We start from the raw sequence: 21,434 nt of genomic DNA on the forward strand, positions 1-21,434 counted from the left end.
GTGAACTGTCACCCCACGGCCTGCGGCGATGGCGGCTGCCGCAGCTGCATGGTGCGGCTGGTCAGCGTCTGTGCGTCCCTGACGGATGACGAGCTGGCGCTGCTCGAATCCCTGGCGCATCCCACGCATTTCGCCTCCGGCGCGACGCTGTTCACGCAAGGCCGCGAGGCGCATTCCGTCTACAACGTCACGGCCGGCGTCGTGCGCCTCTACAAGCTGCTCTCCGACGGTCGCCGGCAGGTGGTCGGTTTCGCGCTGCCGGGCGATTTTCTCGGCCTTGCGATGCGCGATGCCTACGGCTTCTCGGCCGATGCCATCGGCGATGTCGCGGTCTGCGCCTTCGCGCGCGGCGCCTATACCGCGCTGGTCGATGCCAAGCCGCATCTGCTCAAGCGATTGCACGAGTTCGCGACGCATGAGCTGACGCTTGCCCATGAACAGATGATGCTCCTCGGCCGGCGCACGGCCGAGGAGAAGCTGATCTGCTTCCTGCTCGGCATGCAGCAGCGCTGGGCGCGCCTCGGCAAGCCGTCGGTCACGGTGCCGCTGCCGATGACGCGGCAGGACATCGCCGATTTCCTCGGCCTGACCATCGAAACGGTGAGCCGCACCTTCACCCGCCTCGCCCGCGAAAAGACCATCCTGATCGTCCCTGGCGGCGTGCGCGTGATGAACGCTGCGCGGATGAGCGCCGTCGCGGCCTGAGGGCTGCCGCGCGCGATACGAGATGGCGCGGTTCTCAGGGCCAGGGCGCTGATGATCGCCGTCGCCGTGTTGATCCTGCCTGCCCCTGCGCGCTCGATCTGAACGGTCTCTTAACCCTGCCGGGCTAGCACTGGGGCTCAGGTTAACGAAGCGTAGTGTTCGCCTAAGCCCATGCATAAACTGGATCGTCACCGCCGCGCGAACGCCGTCGTTCCCGAGGATAATCGCTTCGTTCAGCCACAGGAGGGCGCGTCGTCCGCGACGCCGGAAGCCCCTGCGGCCGAGTCGATTCGGCAGGGGGGATCATCCTCCAGCCTCTGGCCGACCTATGTCAGGCCCTCGCGCTCCACGGACGCCCAGCGCAAGCTTGCGCAGGCCGAGCAGGAGCTGGCCGCTTCCCCGGTTCTGGGCCAGGCCCTCGACATCGCCATGTCCCCGAACGCTCCCGCTCCGGGCGAGAGCCGCGTCCGCTTCTGGCGCACGCCGGATCATCTGATCCGGCAGGTCTGGGGAGCGCCCGGTACCGAGACGGCGCCCGAACCGGCAACGGATGAAACGGTCTCCGTCGAGCTGACGTTCAACGAGGGCGAGAACGCCTTCACCGACGAGATGGCGTTCGAGGCTCCTGCGGAGATTGTTGTCGTCCCGGAGCAGGACGTTGCGACGCCGCTCGATTTCATCTCGGATCATGCCTTCTGGGAATGCGTGCCCGAGGCCGAGCGCGACGACGCCGAGTTCTCCTTCGAGCCCGTCTCTCTGCCGATGCCGGCGGAAGCGCTGGCCCATGCCCCGGTCATCGCCTTCGAGGAAGAGCCGCGGGTCGCGAAGCGTGAAGCGACGCCGATCGCGGTGACTGCTCCGGTGGTCGCGCCCGCCTGGTCCGGCTTCGGCTGGGGGCAGAGCTATCAGGTGAGCTTCCAGATCGCGACGCCCTCCTGGCAGGCCCCGGCCGCGGAAACGGTTGCGGTCGAGGACGAGGCTCCGGCCCCGGAAGAAACTGTGCCTGTAGCGAAGCCCGGCGTGCCGCTGGCGCGCAGCACGCGACCTGCGGTCGAGCCCAAGCCTGTTCCATCCAAACCGGTTCAGCCCCAGCCCGCCCAACCGGAACCTGCGCGCCCTGAACCTGAATCTGTGGCCCAGCCCGCCAAGGTCACGCCCTTCAGGGCCAAGCTCCGCCTTGTCGAGTTGCCGGTGGTGCAGGATGCCGGCTTCCAGTTGCCGCCGATCGAGTTCCTCGCCGAGCCGCCGCCGACGCAGGATGAGAGACTGCCGGTCGAGACGCTCCAGCAGAATGCCGGCCTGCTCGAAGGCGTGCTGGAGGACTTCAATATCCGTGGCGAGATCGTCCAGGCCTGTCCCGGCCCGGTCGTGACCCTCTATGAACTGGAGCCGGCCCCCGGCATCAAGAGCTCCCGGGTGATCTCCCTCGCCGACGACATCGCGCGTTCGATGAGCGCGGTCTCGGCGCGCGTTGCGGTGGTTCAGGGCAAGAACGCGATCGGCATCGAACTGCCCAACACCCGCCGCGAGACCGTTTTCCTGCGCGAACTCCTCGCCAGCCAGGATTTCGAGGCGACCAAGCACAAGCTCGCGCTCTGCCTCGGCAAGACCATCGGCGGCGAACCGGTCATCGCCGATCTCGCCCGCATGCCCCATCTGCTCGTCGCCGGCACCACCGGCTCGGGCAAGTCGGTCGCCATCAACACCATGATCCTGTCGATCCTCTACCGGCTGAAGCCGGAGGAGTGCCGCCTGATCATGGTCGATCCCAAGATGCTCGAACTCTCCGTCTATGACGGCATCCCGCATCTGCTCACCCCGGTCGTCACCGATCCCAAGAAGGCGGTCGTCGCCCTGAAATGGGCGGTGCGCGAGATGGAGGAGCGCTACAAGAAGATGTCGAAGCTCTCGGTGCGCAACATCGACGGCTTCAACGCCCGGGTCGGCGAGGCCAAGGCGGCGGGAGAGGTGATCACCCGGACGGTCCAGACCGGCTTCGACAAGCATTCCGGCGAGGCGATCTACGAGGAGGAGGTCATGGACCTCGAGCCTCTGCCCTATATCGTCGTCATCGTCGACGAGATGGCCGACCTGATGATGGTCGCCGGCAAGGAGATCGAGGGCACGATCCAGCGCCTCGCCCAGATGGCGCGTGCGGCCGGCATCCATGTCGTGCTCGCGACCCAGCGCCCCTCGGTCGACGTCATCACCGGCACGATCAAGGCGAACTTCCCGACCCGCATCTCCTTCCAGGTCACGAGCAAGATCGACTCGCGCACGATCCTGGGCGAGATGGGCGCCGAGCAGCTGCTCGGCCAGGGCGACATGCTCTACATGGCCGGTGGCGGGCGCATCACCCGCGTCCACGGCCCCTTCGTCTCGGACAGCGAGGTCGAGAAGGTCGTGGCCCATCTCAAGACCCAAGGCCGGCCGCAATATCTCGATGCCGTCACCTCCGAGGAGGACGAGGGCGCTGAGGACGAGGACGGCGCCGTCTTCGACAAGACCGGCATGGGTTCAGTCGAGAGCGACGACCCCTACGAGCAGGCGGTCGCGGTCGTGCTGCGGGACAAGAAGGCCTCGACCTCCTACATCCAGCGCCGCCTCCAGATCGGCTACAACCGCGCCGCCTCCATCATGGAGCGCATGGAGAACGAGGGCATCGTCGGACCCGCTAACCACGCCGGAAAACGCGAAATCCTCGGGGAAAGCGCTCGCCCGCGCGACGAAGACGACGACTGAGCGGCGGCGGCTGCCGCTCAGTCCAATAGGGTCGATCGAATTTCCTGCCAGCTCGCCTCATCAGGCGCGCAGAGCAGCCCGGCCGAGCGCTCGGTCGGTGTATAGAGCCGGCCGTCGAGCAGGCGCGCATGGCCGCCGGCTTCGCTGTAGAGCAGCACGCCCGGCGCATGGTCCCAGGGATTGAGGACGCCATAGAGCAGGAATTGCAGGCGCCCCGCCGCAGCCAAACGATATTCCTGCCCGCAGCAGCGCAGCGAGCCGACTTCGAGGAAGGCGGGGAAGCGGCCGGGAAGCGTGCTGCGCAGCGGCTCGGGGAAATATTGCCAGCTCGCCATCCCGTTCATATGCCGTATCGCGACGGGCGCTGCGACACGCAGGTCGCGGCTCGCGCCATCCGCGCGGCTGAGCCATGCGCCGCCGCCGCGCAGTGCCATGGCGCTGTCCTCGGCGGCGGGGTCATGGATCACGGCGGCGGCGATCTCGCCCTTGATGATGACGGCTGCCATCACCGCGAAGAGAGACAAATCGCTGGCGTAGTTCAGCGTGCCGTCGATCGGGTCGATGACGAAGGCGAGATCGGCTTGTGCCAGCTTTTCGAGCAGCGAGGGATCTTTCGTGACCCCTTCCTCGCCGATCAGCGCGGCGCCGGGAAAGGCCTTGGCCAGCTCGGCGCAGATGAAGCGCTCGGCCGCTTCGTCGGCTTCCGTGACGAGGTCGACCGGGTTCTGCTTGGCGCGGATATCGCCATCCGCCAACCGGCGGAAACGCGGCATTACCTCGCGCCGCGCCGCCTCGCGCAGGATCGCGTCGAGCTGCTCGTGATCCTGCCGGGTGAAGATCATCCGAGGTCGAACTCGACCAGGATCGGCTGGTGATCCGAGGCTCGCGTCTCGATGTCGTAGGTGATCGAACGCGCCCGCTGGGCGAGGTCCGGCGTCGCCAGCACGAAGTCGAGACAGCCCGGCGGGCCGTAGGTCTGGTCGCAGATGAAGGCGGAGGGCGGATGCGGTTCCGAGCCCTTCAGCACCGGCCAGAGATCGATCAGCGGCGGCACATCGCCCTCGAACGGAGCGAGCAACTGCGTCAGCCCGGCATCGTCCGGGCGCATGTTGAAGTCGCCAGTCAGGATCGCGCTCGCGGCATTTGGGGTCGGCGCATAGGTGTGTGGGCCGGCTGCACGCGGCGTTACCTGCCGCGCGGCGGCCATGCGGTGGATCTGCCGGATGCCTTCGACCTGGGCGGCCCGCAATATGGGCGAAGAGTATTCCAGATGGGTCGTCATCACCCGGATCGGGCCGAAGGGCGTCTCGACCATCGCCTCGACCAGCACGCGTGGCATGTTGCGCGTCGCTGCCGCTTCCCAGGGCAGGACATGGCGCAGCGCCTGCGCCACGGGTAGCCGCGACAGGACGAGATTGCCGAAGCGCTTGCGGCCGCCTGCGCCGTCCGGGATATCGACGCCGATCGCCTCGATCGGGGTGAAGCCCGGCAGCAACTCGCTGAACAGGGCGAACTGGTCGGTGCGGTCATTGCCGTCGAGATCGGGGAAATTGGCCGCGACCTCCTGCAGGCAGAGCACGTCGAAATCCGCCATCTGCCGGGCGTGGTCGATGATGCGATGCGGGTCGACCTTGTGGTCGACGCCGCGGGCCCATTGGATGTTCCAGGTGATCAGTTTCATCGGCGTATCGGTCGTTACTTGATACCCGCGCGCATGAAGCTCTGCACGAACTGGCGCTGGAACAGCAGGAAGCCGACGAGCAGCGGCGCCGAGGTCATCAATGTCGCCGCGCAGATCACAGCCCAGTCGATGCCCTGGTCGGCCGAGGAGAAGACCTGCAGGCCGACGGTCAGCGGCCGCGATTCCACGGAGTTTGTGACGAGCAGCGGCCAGAGGAAGTTGTTCCAGTGATAGCTGACCGAAACGAGGCCGTAGGCGATGTAGGTCGGCTTCGCCAGCGGGACATAGACCCGCATCAGCACCTGCAGCGGGCTCGCGCCCTCGACGCGCGCGGCGTCGTCGAGTTCCTTCGGCACGGTCTTGAAGGTCTGGCGCAGCAGGAAGATGCCGAAGGCCGAGGCGATATAGGGCAGGGCGATCGCCGGAATCGTGTCGATCAGGTTGAGCTTGGCGAGCGTGCGGTAGTTCTCGACGATCAGCGCGTCCGGCATGATCATCAGCTGCGCCAGGATCAGCACGAAGGCGATGTCGCGGCCCCAGAAATCCTGCCGTGCCAGCGCATAGGCGGCGAGCGTGCCCAGCACGATCTGGAAAACGAGGATCAGGGTGACCAGGATGAAGGTGTTGAGGAAATAGCGGGCGAAGGGCGCGGCTGCCCAGGCGCGGGTGAAATTGTCCAGCGTCAGCGGCGCGGTCAGCACGAAGCGGGTGGTGTATTCGGCCGGGTGGAACGCCGCCCAGACGGCATAGGCGAGCGGCAGCACCCAGAGCAGGGCGAGCAGGATCGCCCCGGTCGATTCCAGCGTGAGCGCGAGGCCCTTGGGCGCATAGGGGTCAGTCCGCGTCGCGGCCGGGGCGGGTTGCGTCGCAGCGCTCATTGGTAGTGCGTCCTGCGTTCGAGCCAGCCGTACTGGACGAAGGCGACGAGCGCGAGCAGAGCCAGCAGCACGCAGGTCAGCGTCGCCGCATAGGCCGTGTCCCAGAAGCCGAAGCCAACCTGGTAGATGTAGAACAGCAGCAGTGTCGTCGCGTTGTCCGGGCCGCCGCGCGTCATCACGAAGATATGGTCGACCATGCGGAAGGCGTTGATCACGGCATTGATCAGCACGAACAGCGTCGTCGGCATCAGGAGCGGGAACTGGATGCGCCGGAAGAAGGTCCAGCGCGAGGCGCCCTCGATCGCCGCCGCCTCGCCGAGGCTGGGCGGAATCGCCTGCAGCGCCGCGAGATAGAAGATCATGAAGAAGCCGGCTTCCTTCCAGATCGCGACGATGGTGATGGCGTAGAGCGCGGTGTCCTGCGAGCCCAGCCAGTTGGTCGAACGCGCGCCGAACAGGCCGGTGATCTGCTCCAGCAGCCCGTATTGCGGCGTGTAGAAGAACAGCCAGATATTGGCGACCGCGATCATCGGCAGGATCGTCGGTGTGAAGAAGGCCATGCGGACGAGCGTGCGCCCCGCGATCCTGTCGTTGACCCAGACCGCCATCAAGAGCGCCAGCGCGATCGATGTCGGGATCGTGCCGAGCGCGAACCAGAGATTGTTGCTCATCGCCTTCCAGAAGATCGGGTCGGCGAGCATCTGCTGGTAGTTATCGAGCCCGATGAAGCGCGCCGGGCGGCGCGCCTTCGGTGTCGAATGGAAGCTCTCGATGAAGCTCGCGACCGCGGGCCAATGCGTGAACAGGGCCAGGCACGCCATGGCCGGCAGCAGGAGCAGCCAGCCATGGAGCGTCGCGGTCGCGCGGTTCGTCATCTGGGCGGGATCAGCGATAGGCTTTGAGAATGCGCTCGGCCTCGGCCTGCGCCTCCTCCATTGCCTTCTGCGGCGCCTTGGTGCCGGTCAGTGCCGCCTGCAACCCGTCGTTCAGCGCCTTGGTGACGCGCTGGTTCTCATGGGTTGAGAGTTCGGCCACCGCGCTCGACAGCTGATCGCGTGCGACCAGCGCCGGCGGGAAATCGGCGACGTATTTCTTCATCGCCTCGGTCTCGTAGGCGGCCGGCGTGACGCCGACATAGCCGGTATTGATGCTCCACTGCGCCGCGCGTTCGGGCGTGGTGATCCAGCGCACGAACTTGAAGGCGGCTTCTTGCTCGGCCTTGGTCGCCTTCTTCGAGAGATAGAAATTGCCGCCGCCGGTGGGGCTGCCCGGCTTCTTGCCGGCCGGGAGAACCGCGACGCCGAAGGGGAACTTGGCGTTGGCGCGGACATTGGTGAGGTTGCCGGTGGTGGTCCACATCATCGCGACCTTCTTCTCGAAGAAGTCGCGCGGCGTGGTGCCCCATTCGACGATGCCGGGCGGATGGACCTTGTGCTTCTGCGCGAGGTCGACCCAGTACTGCAGGGCCTCGACCACACCCGGATTGGCGTAATCGGTCTTGTCGCCCGCGCTGTTGGCGAGGATCGCGCCGGCCTGGGTCGTGAGGCCCTGGAACAGCCAGTAGGGGAAGCCGGAGGAGGGGATCTGGATGCCCCATTGCGTGGTGTTGCCGGAGGCGTCGCGCTTGGTCAGTTTCTGCGCGAATTCGAGCTGTTCGGCCCAGGTCTTCGGCGGCTTCTCGGGATCGAGGCCCGCTTCCTTGAACAGTTCCTTGTTCCAGTACAGCACCACCGTGGAGCGCTGGAACGGGATGCCCCAGGTCTTGCCGCCGGTCTGGCTGTTCTCCATGAAGCCGGGGTAGAAGCCGGCAAGCCACTTCTTGTCCTCGTCGGTCTTGATGAAATCGTCGAAGGGCACGATCGCCTCTTCGTCGATCAGCGTGAACATGTCGGTCGAGAGCAGGACCGAGAGCACCGGCGGCGTGCCGCTCTTATGCGCGGTCAGCGCCTTGACGATGGTTTCCTGATAGGTGCCGGCATAGATCGGCTTCAGCTTGATGGACGGGTTGTCCTTCTCGAAGTCGGCGGCGTAGGTGTCGATCAGCTTGGTGATCGGGCCGCCGACGGCGACCGGATAGAAGAACGAGAGCTCGGTGCTCTGCGCCCGGGCGATGCCGGGTAGCGCAGTCGCGCCCGTAAGTGCGGCGGTGCCGCCAAGAAATTCACGCCTGTCCATGATGTCCTCTCTCCCTTGTTGGGATGGTCCGCTCGTCCGACGCTCCGGCCGGTTCAGTTGCGAACCACCTTCCGTTCCGACGCCAGGTCGAACCAGTGCAGCGCCGATTGTGACAACGTGATGTAGATCTGTTCGCCGGCTGTGATCCGGACCTTGCCGGGCCGCTTAACGATGAAGGAATGGCCGTCGATGCGGGTTTCCAGCAGCGTATCGGAGCCGAGATATTCGACCGCGACGACATCGGCGGCGACGCCGCTTGCGGTGATCTCCACCATCTCGGGGCGGATGCCGACGGCGAGGCTGGCGGGATCGAGACCATCGGGAGCGGTGATCGCGCCGCCGCGCGCCTGCACCGTCGCAAGCGGCAGCACGTTCATCGGCGGCGTGCCGACGAAGCGGGCCGCGAAGATCGTCGCCGGGTTCTCGTAGAGCACGTCCGGCGGGGCATCCTGCTCGATCCGGCCGTTGCGCATCAGCACGACCTGGTCGGCCATGGTCATCGCCTCGACCTGATCGTGAGTGACATAGACCATGGTCATGCCGAGCCGCTGCTGCAATTCGCGGATCTCGCGGCGCATCTCGACGCGCAACTGGGCGTCGAGATTGGAGAGCGGCTCGTCCATCAGACAGACCGGCGCCTCGGCGACGATGGCGCGGCCGAGCGCGACGCGCTGCTGCTGGCCGCCGGAGAGCTGCGAGGGCTTGCGCTCCAGCAGGGCGGAGAGCCCTAGGATCGAGGCGGCGCGGGCGAGGCGTTCATCGCGCTCGGCGCGCCCGACCTTGCGGACCTTGAGGCCGAACATGATGTTCTCCGCGACGCTCAGATGCGGGAACAGCGCGTAGTTCTGGAAGACCATGGCGATGCCGCGCTGCGAGGGCGAGGCATGGGTGACGTCGCGCCCGCCGATCGCGATCGTGCCGCTGCTGGTCTCCTCGAGCCCGGCGATCAGCCTGAGCGTGGTCGACTTTCCGCAGCCGGACGGGCCGAGCAATGCGACGAGATTGCCGCCCTCGACGGTGAAGCTGATGGCATCGACGGCGGCAGCACCACCCCAGCTCTTCGAAACCGTCTTCAGCGCTACAGAAACCATTCGTGATCCGGTGAGCCGAGGTCATGTTGAGCCGGCACAGCAGCGCTGCGCCGGCATGGCGTCAGCGGAGATGACGTGAAAATGCTTCCCCGCACAAGAGGTCGTGGCCCGCCGATGGGGTGGTGCACAGGTTCGCTCGTGCCGTGCGGGGACTGTCAGCCGGCTTGCCCGCCATGGCGCCTGAGGAAGGCAAGCGCTGCCTCCCAGGCACCGGCATTAGCCGCGGCATTCGCCGCCGGCGTGCCGCCCATCGTGGTCGCGATGCCGCTGACCGGGTGACGATGGGCGATGCGCGTCGCGGGCACATGAGGAAACAGGATGGAATGGCCGGCCGCCGGCCAATTCTTCCAGAGAACCTCATGCGGATGCCCGGCCGCGAGCAGGCTCGACTGCACGATCAGCGAATAGAGATCGGAAGGCCACGCCCCGTCATCGCCGCCCGATATGAGCAGCACCGGCCCGGCGATCCGCTCCACCGGGATGCGGGCGCGGGCCATTGCGGCGGGATCACTGAGCGCGGTCCGCATCGCATCGGCATTGCGGCGCATTTCGGTCGCCTCGTCATAGGGCTTCCAGCTCGCGCTGGCGTTGTCCTGCCATTGATGGACGAGCGGCTTGCCGTCCAATGTCCAGCAGGGACCATCACGGCCGAGGCCCGGAGCCGGATCGGCGGCGGCCTGTCCGCCATGAACGAAGGCGCTCGGCACATAGCCCAGCACGGCCGAGACCTTGTCGGGGAAGGTTGCGCCGAGCAGGAGCGCCAGTTCGCCGCCGCGCGATTGCCCGGCGACGGCGACGAAATCGTTCTTCGGGCGAACGCGGGCACGCAGCCAGTCGAGGCCACGGGCGAAATATTCAAGCGGCGTGTTCGAGATGTATTTCGACAGGCCGGGCGCGCCGAAATAGCCGAGCGCCAGCGCAGCCACACCGCGCGAGGCCCAGAGCGCTGCGCGTGGCTCGTTGATGCCGCCGCCCGAGCCGTTCAGGATCATGATCGCCGGGTGCGGGCCTTCGCCGGCCGGCAGGAACAGCGTTCCGACGAGCCCATCCTCGGCGAGGGGATGCCGCGTCACACCCTCTGCCATCAGGATCTGGCTGAAGCCTCCGGAAGCGATGGGCTCACCGCCGACATGGGCGGTGAGCGTGGTTTCGAGCGGGCGGGACAGGTCGGCCGGGAACAGCTCGCCTTGGCCGGTCTGCGCCCAGACCAGCCCCATCGCCGCGACGCCCGCGTAGTCGCCGCGCAGGGGCGCATCGCGTTCGAGGTCGATGCTGCCGTCGGCCCCGACCTTGAACACCGCCTGAGCCCGCCAGAGATGACCGTCGCGTGGGGTTTCCGCGGCAATGGTCACCTCTGCGCCCGCCGGCAGCCCTGTCAGGGCAATCCGGCGGGGTACATCGATCAGGTCGACGGTCGGGCTGATCGAGAAGGCGGCAGCCATGGCGGCGTCCTTAAATCTGGCTCTACTTGGCCTTGCTGACCTGCATCGCGACGGTGCGGTCGCTGTGCCAGGGCACGACCTTCAGGTCCGGCCGGCTCGCCCAGATGTTCTTGTAGTGATAGAGCGGCATGATCCCGACATCGTCCATCACGACCTTGACCGCGTCCTTGATGATCGCCTCGCGCTTGGCGTCGTCGAATTCCGCGCTGGCCTTGGCGAGGGCCTCGTCCAGCTTCGGGTTGCTGTAACGACCCCAGTTCGAGGCACCGAGGCCCTTCGAGGCGTTGGCGGTCGCGAGGATCGCGGTCATCGCATAGGTGCCTTCGCCGGTGCCGTTGCCCCAGCCGATCATGCTCATCGCATATTCGTTCTTGTTGGCTGCGCCGGAATAGACCGAGAAGGGCACGACCTCGACCTGCGTCTCGACGCCGATGCGGGTCCAGAACTGCGCGATCGCCTGCGCGGTCTCGGGCGCCAGCGGATAGCGCTCGCCCGGCACATGCATGGTCAGCTTGAAGCCATCGGGATAGCCGGCCTCGGTGAGCAGGGCCTTGGCCTTGTTGGGGTCGAGATCGATCTTGGCGCGGTCCGGATCGTAGCCGAAGCTCCCGGCCGGCATCCACTGCGATGCCACGGTCACGCCGCCGCGGGCGACGCGATCCGCGATCGCGTCGCGGTTGATCGCGATGGTGAGCGCCTTGCGGACACGGACATCGAGCAGCGGGTTCTTGTCGAGCGGCTTGCCGGCCTTGTCGGTGATGAATTTCGACGGGTTCGGGTTGAAGCTCGGCTGCATGATCAGGGCGCGCAGGCCCGGATAGGACCAGACCTTGACCTTGGGGTTCTTCTCGAGCTTCTCGATGTCGGAGAACGAGACCTTGTCGATGACGTCGACATCGCCCGAGAGCAGGGCGGCCGTGCGCGCTGCCGGATTGGCGATATAGCGGTAGTTGACCTTCTCCCACTCGGGCTTGGGCCCCCAGAAGCTGTCATTGCGCTTCATCTCGATGCGGTCGCCCGGCGTGTAGCTGACGAAGGCATAGGGGCCGTCGGTCACCATCGCCTTGCCGCTGTTGTAGTCGTCCGTCGTCGCGGTCTGGCCGACATGCTTGCTGACGACATAGATGCTGGAGATGTTGATCGGCAGCAGCGGATCGGGCGCGCGGCTGGTGATCACCAGCGTGTGCGGGTCCTTGATCTCGACCTTGGCGACATTGCGCAGGAAGCCCTTGTAGCTCGCCACGCTGCCCGGCACGGCCTGGGCGCGCTCATAGGAGAAGGCGACGTCCTCGGCCGTGACCGGCTTGCCGTCGGTCCAGACCGCGTTCTCGCGCAGCTTGAACTCCCAGGTATTGGGCGCGAGGTTCTTCCAGGAGGCCGCGAGGTCGGGGACCACGCCGCCCTCGGTCTTCTGCGCGACGAGGCGCGACCAGAAATGCTGCGAGACCGAATGGTCGCCGGCATGGTTGTTGAGCTGCGGGTCGATCGCCGAGACCGGGTCGCCGAAGGCGATGCGCAGGTCTTCCGCGTTGGCGGCGCTCGCGGCGGCGATCAGTGCCGCCGAAAGCGCGAAGGTGCTCAGTCTGGTCGTCATGCGATCTCTCCTGTTTGCGCGCGGGCCGGGGCCGCTGCGACGTCGTTGAGGTGGCAGGCAGAACGGTGGCCCGGCACGATCTCGCGCAGGGCGGGTCTTTCGACGCGGCAGCGGTCGAAGGCGGCCGGGCAGCGCGGGTGGAAATGGCAGCCGGGCGGCGGGGCGGCCGGGCTCGGGATCTCGCCCTTCACCGGTGCATAGACGCGCCGCCGCTGCTTCAGGTCGGGAATCTCCGCCAGCAGGCCCTGCGTATAGGGGTGGTTCGGATGGGCGAAGAACCGGGCGGCCGGCGCATCCTCGACGATGCGGCCGAGATACATGATCACGACGCGGTCGGCGATGTGCTGCACGACGCGCAGGTCGTGGCTGATGAACAGATAGGTCAGGTCGAGATCGCGGCGCAGCTCCATGAAGAGGTTGAGGATCTGCGCCTGGATCGAGACGTCGAGCGAGGCGACGGACTCGTCGCAGACTAGGAAGCGCGGCTGGAGCGCCAGTGCCCGCGCGATCGAGATGCGCTGGCGCTGGCCGCCGGAGAACTGGTGCGGGAAGCGTTGGCGATAGGCCGGGTCGAGCCCGGCCCGACGCATCTGCGCGCAGACATACTCGTCGATCTCGGACCGCGAGGCGATGCCATGGACCAGTGGCGCCTCGCCGATCGCTTCCGCGACGCGCATGCGCGGGTTGAGGCTCGCTTGCGGGTCCTGGAAGATCAGCTGCACGTCGCGATGGACCGAACGGTCGCCCTGCGGGTCGCGCCCGAAGACCTCGACCGTGCCGCTGCTCGGCGGCAGCAGGCCTGCGGCAATGCGCCCGAGTGTCGACTTGCCGGAGCCGGATTCGCCGACGAGCCCGACGAATTCGCCGGTCGGGATGGTCAGGTCTATGCCGTCGAGCGCGTGGATAACGGGCTGCCGCCTGGCGAGATGCAGCTTGACCGCGAGCCCGTCCGCACGGCCGAAGCGGCGGCTCAGATCGTGCGTCTCCAACGCCGGAACGGAGGCGGGTTTCGTCGTCATGCCGCCACCTCGGCCGATGAAGCGGGGCCGGACAGAGGATGGAAGCAGCGCAGGCGATGCGCGCCTTCGGTGAAGGTTGGCTGACGCTCGCAGGCGTCGTCGCGGCGCGAGCAGCGCGGACCGAAGGCGCAGCCCTGGGGCGGGTCGACCATGTCCGGTGTCGTGCCGGGAATCTGCACCAGCATCGAGCCCGGCGCGCTTGCCCCCGGCAGGCTGCCGATCAGCCCGGCCGTATAGGGATGGCTCGGCCGGTCTAGCACGGCATCGATTCCGCCATGCTCGACGATGCGCCCGGCATACATCACCGCGATCTCGTCGGCGATGCCGGCGATCACCGAGAGGTCATGGGTGATCCAGAGCAGGGCTGTGCCGCTTTCGCGGGTGAGCTGCTGCACCTCGGCCAGGATCTGCGCCTGGATGGAGACGTCGAGCGCGGTGGTCGGTTCGTCCGCGATGATCAGGTCGGGCTTGTTGATCAGCGCGATGGCGATGGCGACGCGCTGCCGCATGCCGCCGGAGAGCTGGTGCGGATAGGCGTCGAGCCGTGCCTCCGGGCTCGGGATGCCCATGGTGCCGAGCAGGTCGCGGGCACGGATGCGCGCCGAAGCGTCGTCGATCGTCTCATGTGCCCGGATCGTCTCGATCATCTGCGTGCTGATCCGGAGCACCGGGTTCAGCGTCATCATCGGGTCCTGGAAGACCATGGCGATGCGGTTGCCGCGCAGGCAACGCATAGCCTCCTCGTCGAGCCTGGTCAGATCCTGTCCGCGGAACAGGATCTCGCCGCCGACGACCTGGCCGGGCGGGTCGATCAGCCCCATGATCGAGAAGCCGGTGACCGATTTGCCCGAGCCGCTCTCGCCGACGAGGCCGAGCGTCTCGCCGGCCCGTAGGGTGAAGGAGACGTCGCGCACCGCGTCGAGATCGCCGCGATCGGTGCGGAAGCGGGTGCGCAGGTTGCGGAGTTCGAGCAGCGGCGCGGTCATTTCAGCGCCCTCGGATCGAGCACTTCGCGCAGGCGGTCGCCGACGAGGTTGATCGCGACGATGGCCGTCAGCAGCGTCAGGCCGGGGAAGAAGCTGATCCAGTATTCGCCGGAGAGCATGAACTGGAAGCCGTTGGCGATCAGCAGGCCGAGCGAGGGCTGCGTCACCGGCGCGCCGAGCCCGAGGAAGGACAGCGTCGCCTCCAGCGTGATGGCGCGCGCGACCTGAAGCGCTCCGATGACGAGCAGTGGCGGCAGACAATTCGGCAGGACATGGCGCAAGAGGATGCGCGAGGTCGGCAGGCCGAGGCCGCGGGCGGCCTCGAAATAATCGCGCTTGCGCTCGACCAGCGCCTGGGCGCGGGCGGTGCGGGCATAATAGGCCCATTCCAGCAGCACCAGGGTCAGCACGACATTGCCGATGCCCTTGCCGAGCAGCGCCAGCATCAGGAGCGCGATCAGGATCGAGGGCAGCGACATCAGGAGGTCGACGAGCCGCATGATCAGCGCATCGATGAAGCCGCCGCTCCAGGCCGCGATCAATCCGAGCAGGATGCCGATGATGCCGGCGAGCACGGCCGAGCCGACGCCGACGGTCAGGCTCGTCCGGAGCCCGTAGAGGATCGCCGAGAACAGGTCGCGGCCCTGGCCGTCGGTGCCGAGCAGATAGGTGATGTCGCCGGTCGACGAGACGGAGCCTGGCGTCATCCGGGCGTCGAGCACGTCGATGGCCGCGAGGTCGAACGGGTTTTGCGGCGCGATCTGCGGCGCGAACACCGCACCGATGACGAGCAGCGTCATCAGGCCGAGCCCGATCCAGGCGGAGGGCGCGCGCAGGAAGCGGCGGAGCGCGCTGCTCGACGGGCGACGGGCGGAAGCGGCGGCTGGAACCGTGGTCATGCCGAGGCCTCCTCGCGGACGCGCGGATCGAGGAAGCGGTAGAGGATGTCGACGACGAGGTTGATGATGACGAAGAGCGTCACCACGACCAGCAGATAGGCCATCACCACCGGCCGATCGAGCGCGTTGATGCTGTCGAGGATGAGCTTGCCCGAGCCCGGCCAGGCGAAGATGCTCTCGGTCACCACCGCAAAAGCGATGGTCGAGCCGAGCTCCAGCCCGAGCACCGTCACCAGCGGGATCATGATGTTGCGCAGGATATGCATCATCACGATCCGGCCGCGGCGCAGGCCCTTGGCCCGTGCGAAGCGGACATAGTCGAGCGGCAGCACCTCGCGCACGCCGGCCCGCGTCAGGCGGATCACCAGCGAGACCTTGAACAGCGACAGGTTGATTGCCGGCAGCAGCAGGTGGCGCCAGCCATTCAGAGTCAGGAACGACCATTCGACGCCGAAGACGCGCACGGTCTCGCCGCGCCCGCTCGCCGGCAGCCAGCCGAGCGAGACGCTGAAGGTCATGATCAGCAGGAGCCCGACCCAGAAGGTCGGCAGCGAGAAGCCGAGGATGCTGCCGGTCTGGATCAGCTTCGACAGCAGGCGCTCGGGGTAGAGCCCGGCATAGAGCCCGAGCGGCACGCCGATGATGACCGCGAAGACCATCGCCGCGAAGGCGAGTTCCAGCGTCGCCGGCAGGCGCTGCAGGATCAGCGTCACCGCCGGCACGTTGTAGACGAAGCTGCGGCCGAGATCGCCCTGCAGGGCGCTGCCCGCAAAGTTGAGGTACTGCTGCCAGAGTGGCCGGTCGAGGCCGAGCCGCGCCACGAGTTCCGCCCGGTCGATCTGCGTGGCGTCCGGTGCCAGCAGGAGGTCGGCGGGGTTGCCGACGGCATGCAGCCCGAGGAAGACCACGAGCGACATCGCGAAGATCACGAGAAGCGCCTGCGCGACGCGCTGGAGCAGCCACCCGAGCATCAGGCCGATACCTTCGCCGGTTCGGGCAGGATCGGTACCCATTCGTCGCCGAAGATCTCCGGCTCAGAATACGCCTGGCCGCGCTGGAAATGCACCTCGATATCCTCGCGGAACAGGCTCGACGCGATCGCCTGCGACAATCGCTCGGCACCGTCGCTGATCGCCGGGATGTCGCCGGAGACCGTGCCGTGAGACATCATCGCCGGGTAGCAGAAGCAGTGGATGCGCTCGAGTCCGGGGCAGGTGCCGGGTACTTTCGGCTGGAATTCGAAGGCAGGGCCGAGGTCGGGCATGGCGCCGAGGCTTGGCTCGGCATCATCCGGCATGCCGCGGTCGATCCAGTTGCGGGCGTTGGCCGCGATCTCCCTGAGGAAGGGCCGGCTGCCCCAGTCGACCTTGAAGCCTGTCGAGAAGATCATGAAGTCGAAGCGCATCGTGCCGGCGCTGGTCTCGACGACGATCTCGTCGCCCTCCATCCGGGCGGAGATCAATGCCGTGCCCTGCCGGAAGAACGCGTTGGGATGGCGCGAGACGCGTAGCACGCTGGCGCGCGGCGGCGGCACCTGCTCGCGGGCGACATAGCTGTTGATCCGCCATTTCCAGGCATCGGGCAGGTGGCGATAGCCGGCGGTCGAGCCGGGATGGCCCATGCCCTTGCCGCGGTTGATGCGCGGGATGTCGCGGCGGCGGATCAGGAGGTCGACGCTGGCCGCGCCGGCTTCGAGCGCCGTGCCGGCGCTGTCCATCGCCGAGGCGCCGGCGCCGATGACCGCGACCCGCTTGCCGCGGAGCTGCGCATAGTCGTTCTCATCCGAGGAATGCGCCCAGCGTGCGCGCGGCAGGCTCTCGGCAATCTCCGGCACGGCCGGGCCGCCGAGCCCGTCGCGACCGGTCGCGAGCACGACATGGCGGGCGAGCACGCGCAGGCGGGTGCCAGCGGCGTCGATCTCCAGCGTCGCATGCTCGGGGCCGGGATGGATCATCGCGATCTCATGGCCGTTGCGGACATCGAGAGCGAGAACCTCGCGGAACCAGCGCAGATAGTCCATCCACATCAGGCGCGGGATCTTGTCGAGTGCCTCCCAGTCGGAGGCATCGAACTGCGCCTCGAACCAGGCGCGGAAGGTCAGCGAGGGGATGCCCAGCGCCGGTCCCGTCAGGGTTTTCGGCGAGCGCAATGTCTCCATCCGCGCCGTCGTCGCCCAAGGGCCCTCGAAGCCCTGCGGCCGGCGGTCGAAATTGACGGCACGCAGGCCGATATTCCGGAACGCCGCGGCCGCGGCGAGCCCGGCCATGCCGGCGCCGATGATCGCGACATCGAGCACAGGCTCGCCATCGACGCTGCGTTCCGGCACCCAAGGGGCAGCCGGCAGGGTCAGCAGTTCGAGCTCGCGGGCGACGCGGCGGTTCAGCGCTTCCAGCCCTTCAGGTGCAGCGGCCTGGTTTGTCGTCACAGCCGCGTCTCCTGTTTGGTCAGCGAGGCGAGCAGCGCCTGATGCTCTTCGGGGGGATCAGGGCGAAATCGGCAATCCGCTTCTGCGCGCTCGTCTTGAGCGCGGCGATCAGGTCGCGGGCCTTGTCGGAGAGGGTGACGCCGCGCGCGGTGACGACGCCGAAGCAATAGGGGATCGAAGTCGCCAGCGGCAGGACGCGGATGCCGGGCGTCGGATTGCCGGTCAGCGTCAGCGGCTCGACGATGGCGATGCCGGCACCGGCCCGGATGAAGGACAGCACGTTCATGGTCGAGGTCGTGCGGATTCTCACCCGGACATCAACGCCAGCCGCGTGGAGCGCCGCGCGGATGCGCGCCGGAAAGCCGCGGCGCAGCGACATCCCGACAAGGTCGCGTCCGGCGAGGGCATGAAGATCGATCGGCCCTTCGATCTGGGCGAGCGGGTCGGTCTCCGGCACGGCGAGCACGCAAGGCGCCGTGCCCAGCCATTCCAGCGAGAGGTCGCGATGCAGCAGCGGCGCGCTGGTGGCGCCGAGCTGCGCATTGCCGGAGATCACGGCGTTCTGCACACGGTCGGGGTTCTCGACCTCGATGGCAAGCCTTGGCGCATCCGCCCCGTTCCAGGCATCGGTGAGCAGGCCGAAGGCGAGCGATGAGACCGCCGATATCCGGATCGGTGGCTCGGCCTCGCCGATCACCTCGCGGGCACGCTCCCACAGGTTGACGAAGCCGGCCAGCGCCCGCTCGACATCGTCGCGCAGCACCATGCCCTTCTGCGTCAGCACCAGCCGCTGGCCGACACGCTCGAACAGCGGCTGGCCGAGATCGCGCTCCAGTTCCTGGATCATGCGGCTGACCGAAGGCTGGGACACGCCCAGATGCTTCGCGGCAGCCGTGACGCTGCCGAGCGAGGCGACCTGCAGATAGGCCTCGAGGATCTTGAGGCGGCTCATCTCACCCGTCTTTGCGGACGGGGTCGCCGAGGATGTGCATCAGCCGGTTGGCCCAGCCGAACAGCGCCGTCGACAGGATGAGATCGACGATCTCGGCCTCGTCCAGCCCCGCTTTGCGCAGGCGGGCGGTGTCGGCCTCGGTCACGGCCGGCGGCGATTGCGAGAGCTTCACCGAATAGTCGAAGATCGCCTGGTCGCGCGGGCCGAGCTTGGCCTTCTCGCCATTGGCGAAGAGTTCATCGGTGACGGCGGTGTCCTTGCTGAGCTGCGCATGGCGCGCGGCATGCACGGCGGCGCAGTAGATGCAGCGGTTGACCACCGAGGCGCCGATTGCACCAAGCTCGCGCTCGGCCCGGCTCAGGCCGCCCGGATCATACATGATGCCGTTGAACAGCGGCGAGCGCACGTTGAGCGTCTCCGGATCATGCGCCAGCACCAGCACGTAATCCGAGACCTTGGTGTTGGACGGCGTGACCTTCAGCGCGTCGAGCTGTTCGGGGCTCGCCTTGGCGAGGTCGACAGGTGTCACCCGCGGCTGCCAGTCCGGCACATTGCGGGTGAAGCGATGCACGACCCGGCTCATGCGGAGGCTCCCTTGAGAACGGCGAGCCCGGCGAGGACGCGACACTGATAGCTCATGAAGGCGTTGAGTTCGCAGAGCCGCACGATATCGGCCTCGGCCACGCCGGCCGCCTTGAGCTCCTCGATCTCTTCGGCCTGCACGGCGCGCGGCTGGGTCGCGACCCGGTCCATGAAGCTGATGACGCAGCGCTCACGGGGCTCGCGCCCGGTCTCAGCGGGGTCGGCGAGACCACGCAAGGCCGGATCGGTCACGCTGCCGAGATAATGCGCGGCCAGCTCCGGCAGCGCGTTCAGGGTCGCGATCCGGGCGGCGACGGCGCGGCGCCAGCCGGAGGGAAAGCCGCCGGCATCACGCGGATCGATGACGGCGCTTTCGGCGTGCCGGCTCATCTCGAAAATGGCGCTGCGCGATTGCGCGGCGGCCGATGCGGCGGCGCCGATCCAGGGAGAGGCCTCAGGGTTGACGGGTTGAACCATGGCAATCCCTTTCATGCATCAACTTCACTGCTTGATGCTTTCTGCGAATGAAGCAGCGAATTTGCGCCCCGTCAATGAGCTTTGCCGGCGCCATGCTAAACTGGCCCGGTTTGCGGCGAGCCGTTCATCCGAGCACCTGCACGAGCAGAAGCAGTCCGGCGCCGCTCATGATGACGCCGATGGCGTCCGCGATCCGTGTTTTCACCGGCAAGAGACGCTCGGCCGTGACGGCGATCGTCACGCCGGCCATCAGGCGCAGATCCATGAGGCCGCCCGCAGTCAGCGCCGCCATCGGGCCGAGACAGGACAGGCAGCAGCGCAGGCCGAGAATGGCGCCGGCCTCTACGGCCGCCATCGGGTTGGGATGGGTCCGCGATGCGCGGGTGGCCCCATGGCAATCAGCCAGAAACCGGGCCTTCCAGCGCGAGGCTTGCGCAAGCCCGGCGATCAGGATCACCATGGCACCCGCTGGCGGGCCGAGGCGCCCGAGCGAGGGAAATTGGAGCGCTGCCTGGGCCAGGCTCGCGCCGAGCAGGAAGGAGAGCAGGCCGAAGCCGATCCAGACAGCGAAATAGCTGGCGCCGATCAGCGCGGCGAGCCCGCCGGGCCGGGTAGCTCCAGCCGCGAGCATCGCCTTCCGATAGCGCCACAGCACTGGTGTCAGCGACGGCAGCATCATCGCGATCGTCATCACGAGCCACATGCCGAGGAAGCAGGCGGCGGTCTCAAACCAGGACTGGCCGCAGAGCGGCAGCCAGATTCCCGAGAGCAGCCAGCCGCCGGCCATCGGCACCGCGCCCATTGTCTCCATCGCTGCGCAGGACAGAGCTGTGGCGACGAGCGCAGCGGCGAAGAGCAGAGCTGCGCTTCCAACGAAGACGAGCGGAGCCCCGCGCCCGGCCTCTCGACCGGACGCGGGGCTCGTCTCGCAATCTGTCCGGGTCGCGCTCACGACACGGCTTGGCGGGCCGCGTAGCGGTCGCGATGGAGCCACCACGGGCCTTCCGCCTCGTTGCGGCCCTTCGGCGCCCGATCGAGCCAGGCATACATGCCCCAGACTCCGTCCACGCCGCGCGAATAGCTGGAATAGGTGTGGTAGATCGCGCCGTCCTCGCGGATGAAGGCGCTCAGGCCCGGCCGGTCGCGGTGATAGGTGGGGACGTCGACCCCGGACATCCCGGCAAGCGAGCGCTCGATCGCGTTGCCGTCGGTCCGCCACTCGAATTTCGGCTGGTGGCGGAAATTGTAGTCGACCCCTTGCGTCCGCTCCTGCATCTCGGTGAAGGAGACGTTGTAGTCGAAATTGAAGTCGCTCTCGCCGGACGAGGCCCAGGGGAAGCTCCAGCCCATGCGCTCGCGGAAGGCGAGGAGCTTGTCGATCGGTGCCCGCGAGATCGCCCAGAGCATCACGTCGTGATGGGCGAGATGCGTCGCCGAGCCGTTGAACCCGTCGGCGATCGCCGAGCAGGACGGGCAGCCGGCCTTGTAGTCCGGTCCGAACATGAAATGGTAGACGAGGAGCTGCGAGCGCCCCTGGAAGAGCTCGGCCAGCGAGGCGTCGCCCTGCTCGGTCTGGAAGACGTAGTCTTTCTCGACCTTGACCCAGGGCAGCGCCTGCCGCCGCTCGGCGAGCGCATCGCCCTGCCGCGTATACGCCTTCTCGGCCTCGAGCAGTTCGAGCCTTGCGGCAAGCCATTCTTCGCGCGTTCCGATCGCATGACTGGTCATGATGTCTCACTCCTGTCGCCAGATGTTCGCGCCGTCTCGACACTCGATGCGGCGTCAC

General features: G+C 67.3%; 20 protein-coding genes. 2 read left to right on the top strand and 18 right to left on the bottom strand.

The window, feature by feature from the left end; all coding sequences use genetic code 11:
* Positions 1 to 48 precede the first annotated feature (48 nt).
* On the top strand, positions 49 to 705 hold the full coding sequence (locus tag FHT98_RS14735; RefSeq protein ID WP_082617320.1) for a helix-turn-helix domain-containing protein: 657 nt from the start codon (positions 49 to 51) through the stop codon (positions 703 to 705).
* A gap of 171 nt (positions 706 to 876) precedes the next feature.
* Positions 877 to 3,447: a DNA translocase FtsK gene (locus tag FHT98_RS14740; protein ID WP_248309227.1), complete on the top strand. Its 2,571-nt coding sequence runs from the start codon at positions 877 to 879 to the stop codon at positions 3,445 to 3,447.
* A gap of 17 nt (positions 3,448 to 3,464) precedes the next feature.
* Here FHT98_RS14740 and FHT98_RS14745 read toward each other — a convergent pair whose 3' ends face one another.
* From FHT98_RS14745 to FHT98_RS14830, 18 genes are all read right to left on the bottom strand, one after another.
* Positions 3,465 to 4,289, bottom strand: a complete 825-nt coding sequence (locus tag FHT98_RS14745) for an inositol monophosphatase family protein (RefSeq protein WP_113586233.1) — start codon at positions 4,287 to 4,289, stop codon at positions 3,465 to 3,467.
* A complete protein-coding gene (locus tag FHT98_RS14750) occupies positions 4,286 to 5,128 on the bottom strand; it encodes an endonuclease/exonuclease/phosphatase family protein (RefSeq protein WP_091862059.1) in 843 nt (280 codons plus the stop codon). The genes FHT98_RS14745 and FHT98_RS14750 overlap by 4 nt, the downstream gene beginning before the upstream one ends.
* A 14-nt stretch (positions 5,129 to 5,142) precedes the next feature.
* Positions 5,143 to 6,006, bottom strand: a complete 864-nt coding sequence (locus tag FHT98_RS14755; protein WP_091862062.1) for a carbohydrate ABC transporter permease — start codon at positions 6,004 to 6,006, stop codon at positions 5,143 to 5,145.
* Positions 6,003 to 6,881 carry a carbohydrate ABC transporter permease gene (locus FHT98_RS14760; RefSeq protein WP_061966404.1) on the bottom strand — a complete coding sequence of 293 codons (879 nt, stop codon included), beginning with the start codon at positions 6,879 to 6,881 and terminating at the stop codon, positions 6,003 to 6,005. Before FHT98_RS14760 ends, FHT98_RS14755 begins: the two co-directional genes overlap by 4 nt.
* A gap of 10 nt (positions 6,882 to 6,891) precedes the next feature.
* The gene (locus FHT98_RS14765; RefSeq protein WP_061966405.1) at positions 6,892 to 8,181 is read right to left on the bottom strand and encodes an ABC transporter substrate-binding protein; all 1,290 of its coding nucleotides are present in this window, start codon (positions 8,179 to 8,181) and stop codon (positions 6,892 to 6,894) included.
* Between the two features lie 53 nt (positions 8,182 to 8,234).
* Positions 8,235 to 9,272 (bottom strand): ABC transporter ATP-binding protein, encoded by a 1,038-nt coding sequence (locus FHT98_RS14770; RefSeq protein ID WP_061966406.1) that lies wholly within the window; start codon positions 9,270 to 9,272, stop codon positions 8,235 to 8,237.
* A 155-nt stretch (positions 9,273 to 9,427) separates the two neighbouring features.
* Positions 9,428 to 10,714, bottom strand: coding sequence for an acyl-CoA thioester hydrolase/BAAT C-terminal domain-containing protein (locus FHT98_RS14775; RefSeq protein ID WP_142114483.1), 1,287 nt, complete (start codon positions 10,712 to 10,714; stop codon positions 9,428 to 9,430).
* A 22-nt stretch (positions 10,715 to 10,736) separates the two neighbouring features.
* The gene (locus FHT98_RS14780; RefSeq protein WP_142114484.1) at positions 10,737 to 12,308 is read right to left on the bottom strand and encodes an ABC transporter substrate-binding protein; all 1,572 of its coding nucleotides are present in this window, start codon (positions 12,306 to 12,308) and stop codon (positions 10,737 to 10,739) included.
* Positions 12,305 to 13,327 carry an ABC transporter ATP-binding protein gene (locus FHT98_RS14785; RefSeq protein WP_142114485.1) on the bottom strand — a complete coding sequence of 341 codons (1,023 nt, stop codon included), beginning with the start codon at positions 13,325 to 13,327 and terminating at the stop codon, positions 12,305 to 12,307. The genes FHT98_RS14780 and FHT98_RS14785 overlap by 4 nt, the downstream gene beginning before the upstream one ends.
* On the bottom strand, positions 13,324 to 14,313 hold the full coding sequence (locus FHT98_RS14790; protein WP_142114486.1) for an ABC transporter ATP-binding protein: 990 nt from the start codon (positions 14,311 to 14,313) through the stop codon (positions 13,324 to 13,326). Before FHT98_RS14790 ends, FHT98_RS14785 begins: the two co-directional genes overlap by 4 nt.
* Positions 14,310 to 15,212 (bottom strand): ABC transporter permease, encoded by a 903-nt coding sequence (locus tag FHT98_RS14795; RefSeq protein ID WP_082617301.1) that lies wholly within the window; start codon positions 15,210 to 15,212, stop codon positions 14,310 to 14,312. Before FHT98_RS14795 ends, FHT98_RS14790 begins: the two co-directional genes overlap by 4 nt.
* Positions 15,209 to 16,183: an ABC transporter permease gene (locus FHT98_RS14800; RefSeq protein ID WP_142115771.1), complete on the bottom strand. Its 975-nt coding sequence runs from the start codon at positions 16,181 to 16,183 to the stop codon at positions 15,209 to 15,211. Before FHT98_RS14800 ends, FHT98_RS14795 begins: the two co-directional genes overlap by 4 nt.
* Positions 16,183 to 17,637 carry a SidA/IucD/PvdA family monooxygenase gene (locus tag FHT98_RS14805; RefSeq protein ID WP_142114487.1) on the bottom strand — a complete coding sequence of 485 codons (1,455 nt, stop codon included), beginning with the start codon at positions 17,635 to 17,637 and terminating at the stop codon, positions 16,183 to 16,185. The genes FHT98_RS14800 and FHT98_RS14805 overlap by 1 nt, the downstream gene beginning before the upstream one ends.
* Positions 17,638 to 17,656: 19 nt before the next feature.
* The gene (locus FHT98_RS14810) at positions 17,657 to 18,589 is read right to left on the bottom strand and encodes a LysR family transcriptional regulator (protein WP_142114488.1); all 933 of its coding nucleotides are present in this window, start codon (positions 18,587 to 18,589) and stop codon (positions 17,657 to 17,659) included.
* Between the two features lies 1 nt (position 18,590).
* Positions 18,591 to 19,172: a peroxidase-related enzyme gene (locus tag FHT98_RS14815; RefSeq protein WP_142114489.1), complete on the bottom strand. Its 582-nt coding sequence runs from the start codon at positions 19,170 to 19,172 to the stop codon at positions 18,591 to 18,593.
* Positions 19,169 to 19,648 (bottom strand): hypothetical protein, encoded by a 480-nt coding sequence (locus tag FHT98_RS14820; RefSeq protein ID WP_142114490.1) that lies wholly within the window; start codon positions 19,646 to 19,648, stop codon positions 19,169 to 19,171. Before FHT98_RS14820 ends, FHT98_RS14815 begins: the two co-directional genes overlap by 4 nt.
* A 124-nt stretch (positions 19,649 to 19,772) precedes the next feature.
* Positions 19,773 to 20,600, bottom strand: a complete 828-nt coding sequence (locus FHT98_RS14825; protein WP_142114491.1) for a DUF2182 domain-containing protein — start codon at positions 20,598 to 20,600, stop codon at positions 19,773 to 19,775.
* On the bottom strand, positions 20,597 to 21,376 hold the full coding sequence (locus FHT98_RS14830; RefSeq protein WP_142114492.1) for a DUF899 domain-containing protein: 780 nt from the start codon (positions 21,374 to 21,376) through the stop codon (positions 20,597 to 20,599). Before FHT98_RS14830 ends, FHT98_RS14825 begins: the two co-directional genes overlap by 4 nt.
* Between the last annotated feature and the right edge of the window lie 58 nt (positions 21,377 to 21,434).

It is taken from the genome of Allobosea sp. AK1 (assembly GCF_006714945.1).
Taxonomy (GTDB): Bacteria; Pseudomonadota; Alphaproteobacteria; order Rhizobiales; family Beijerinckiaceae; genus Allobosea; species Allobosea robiniae.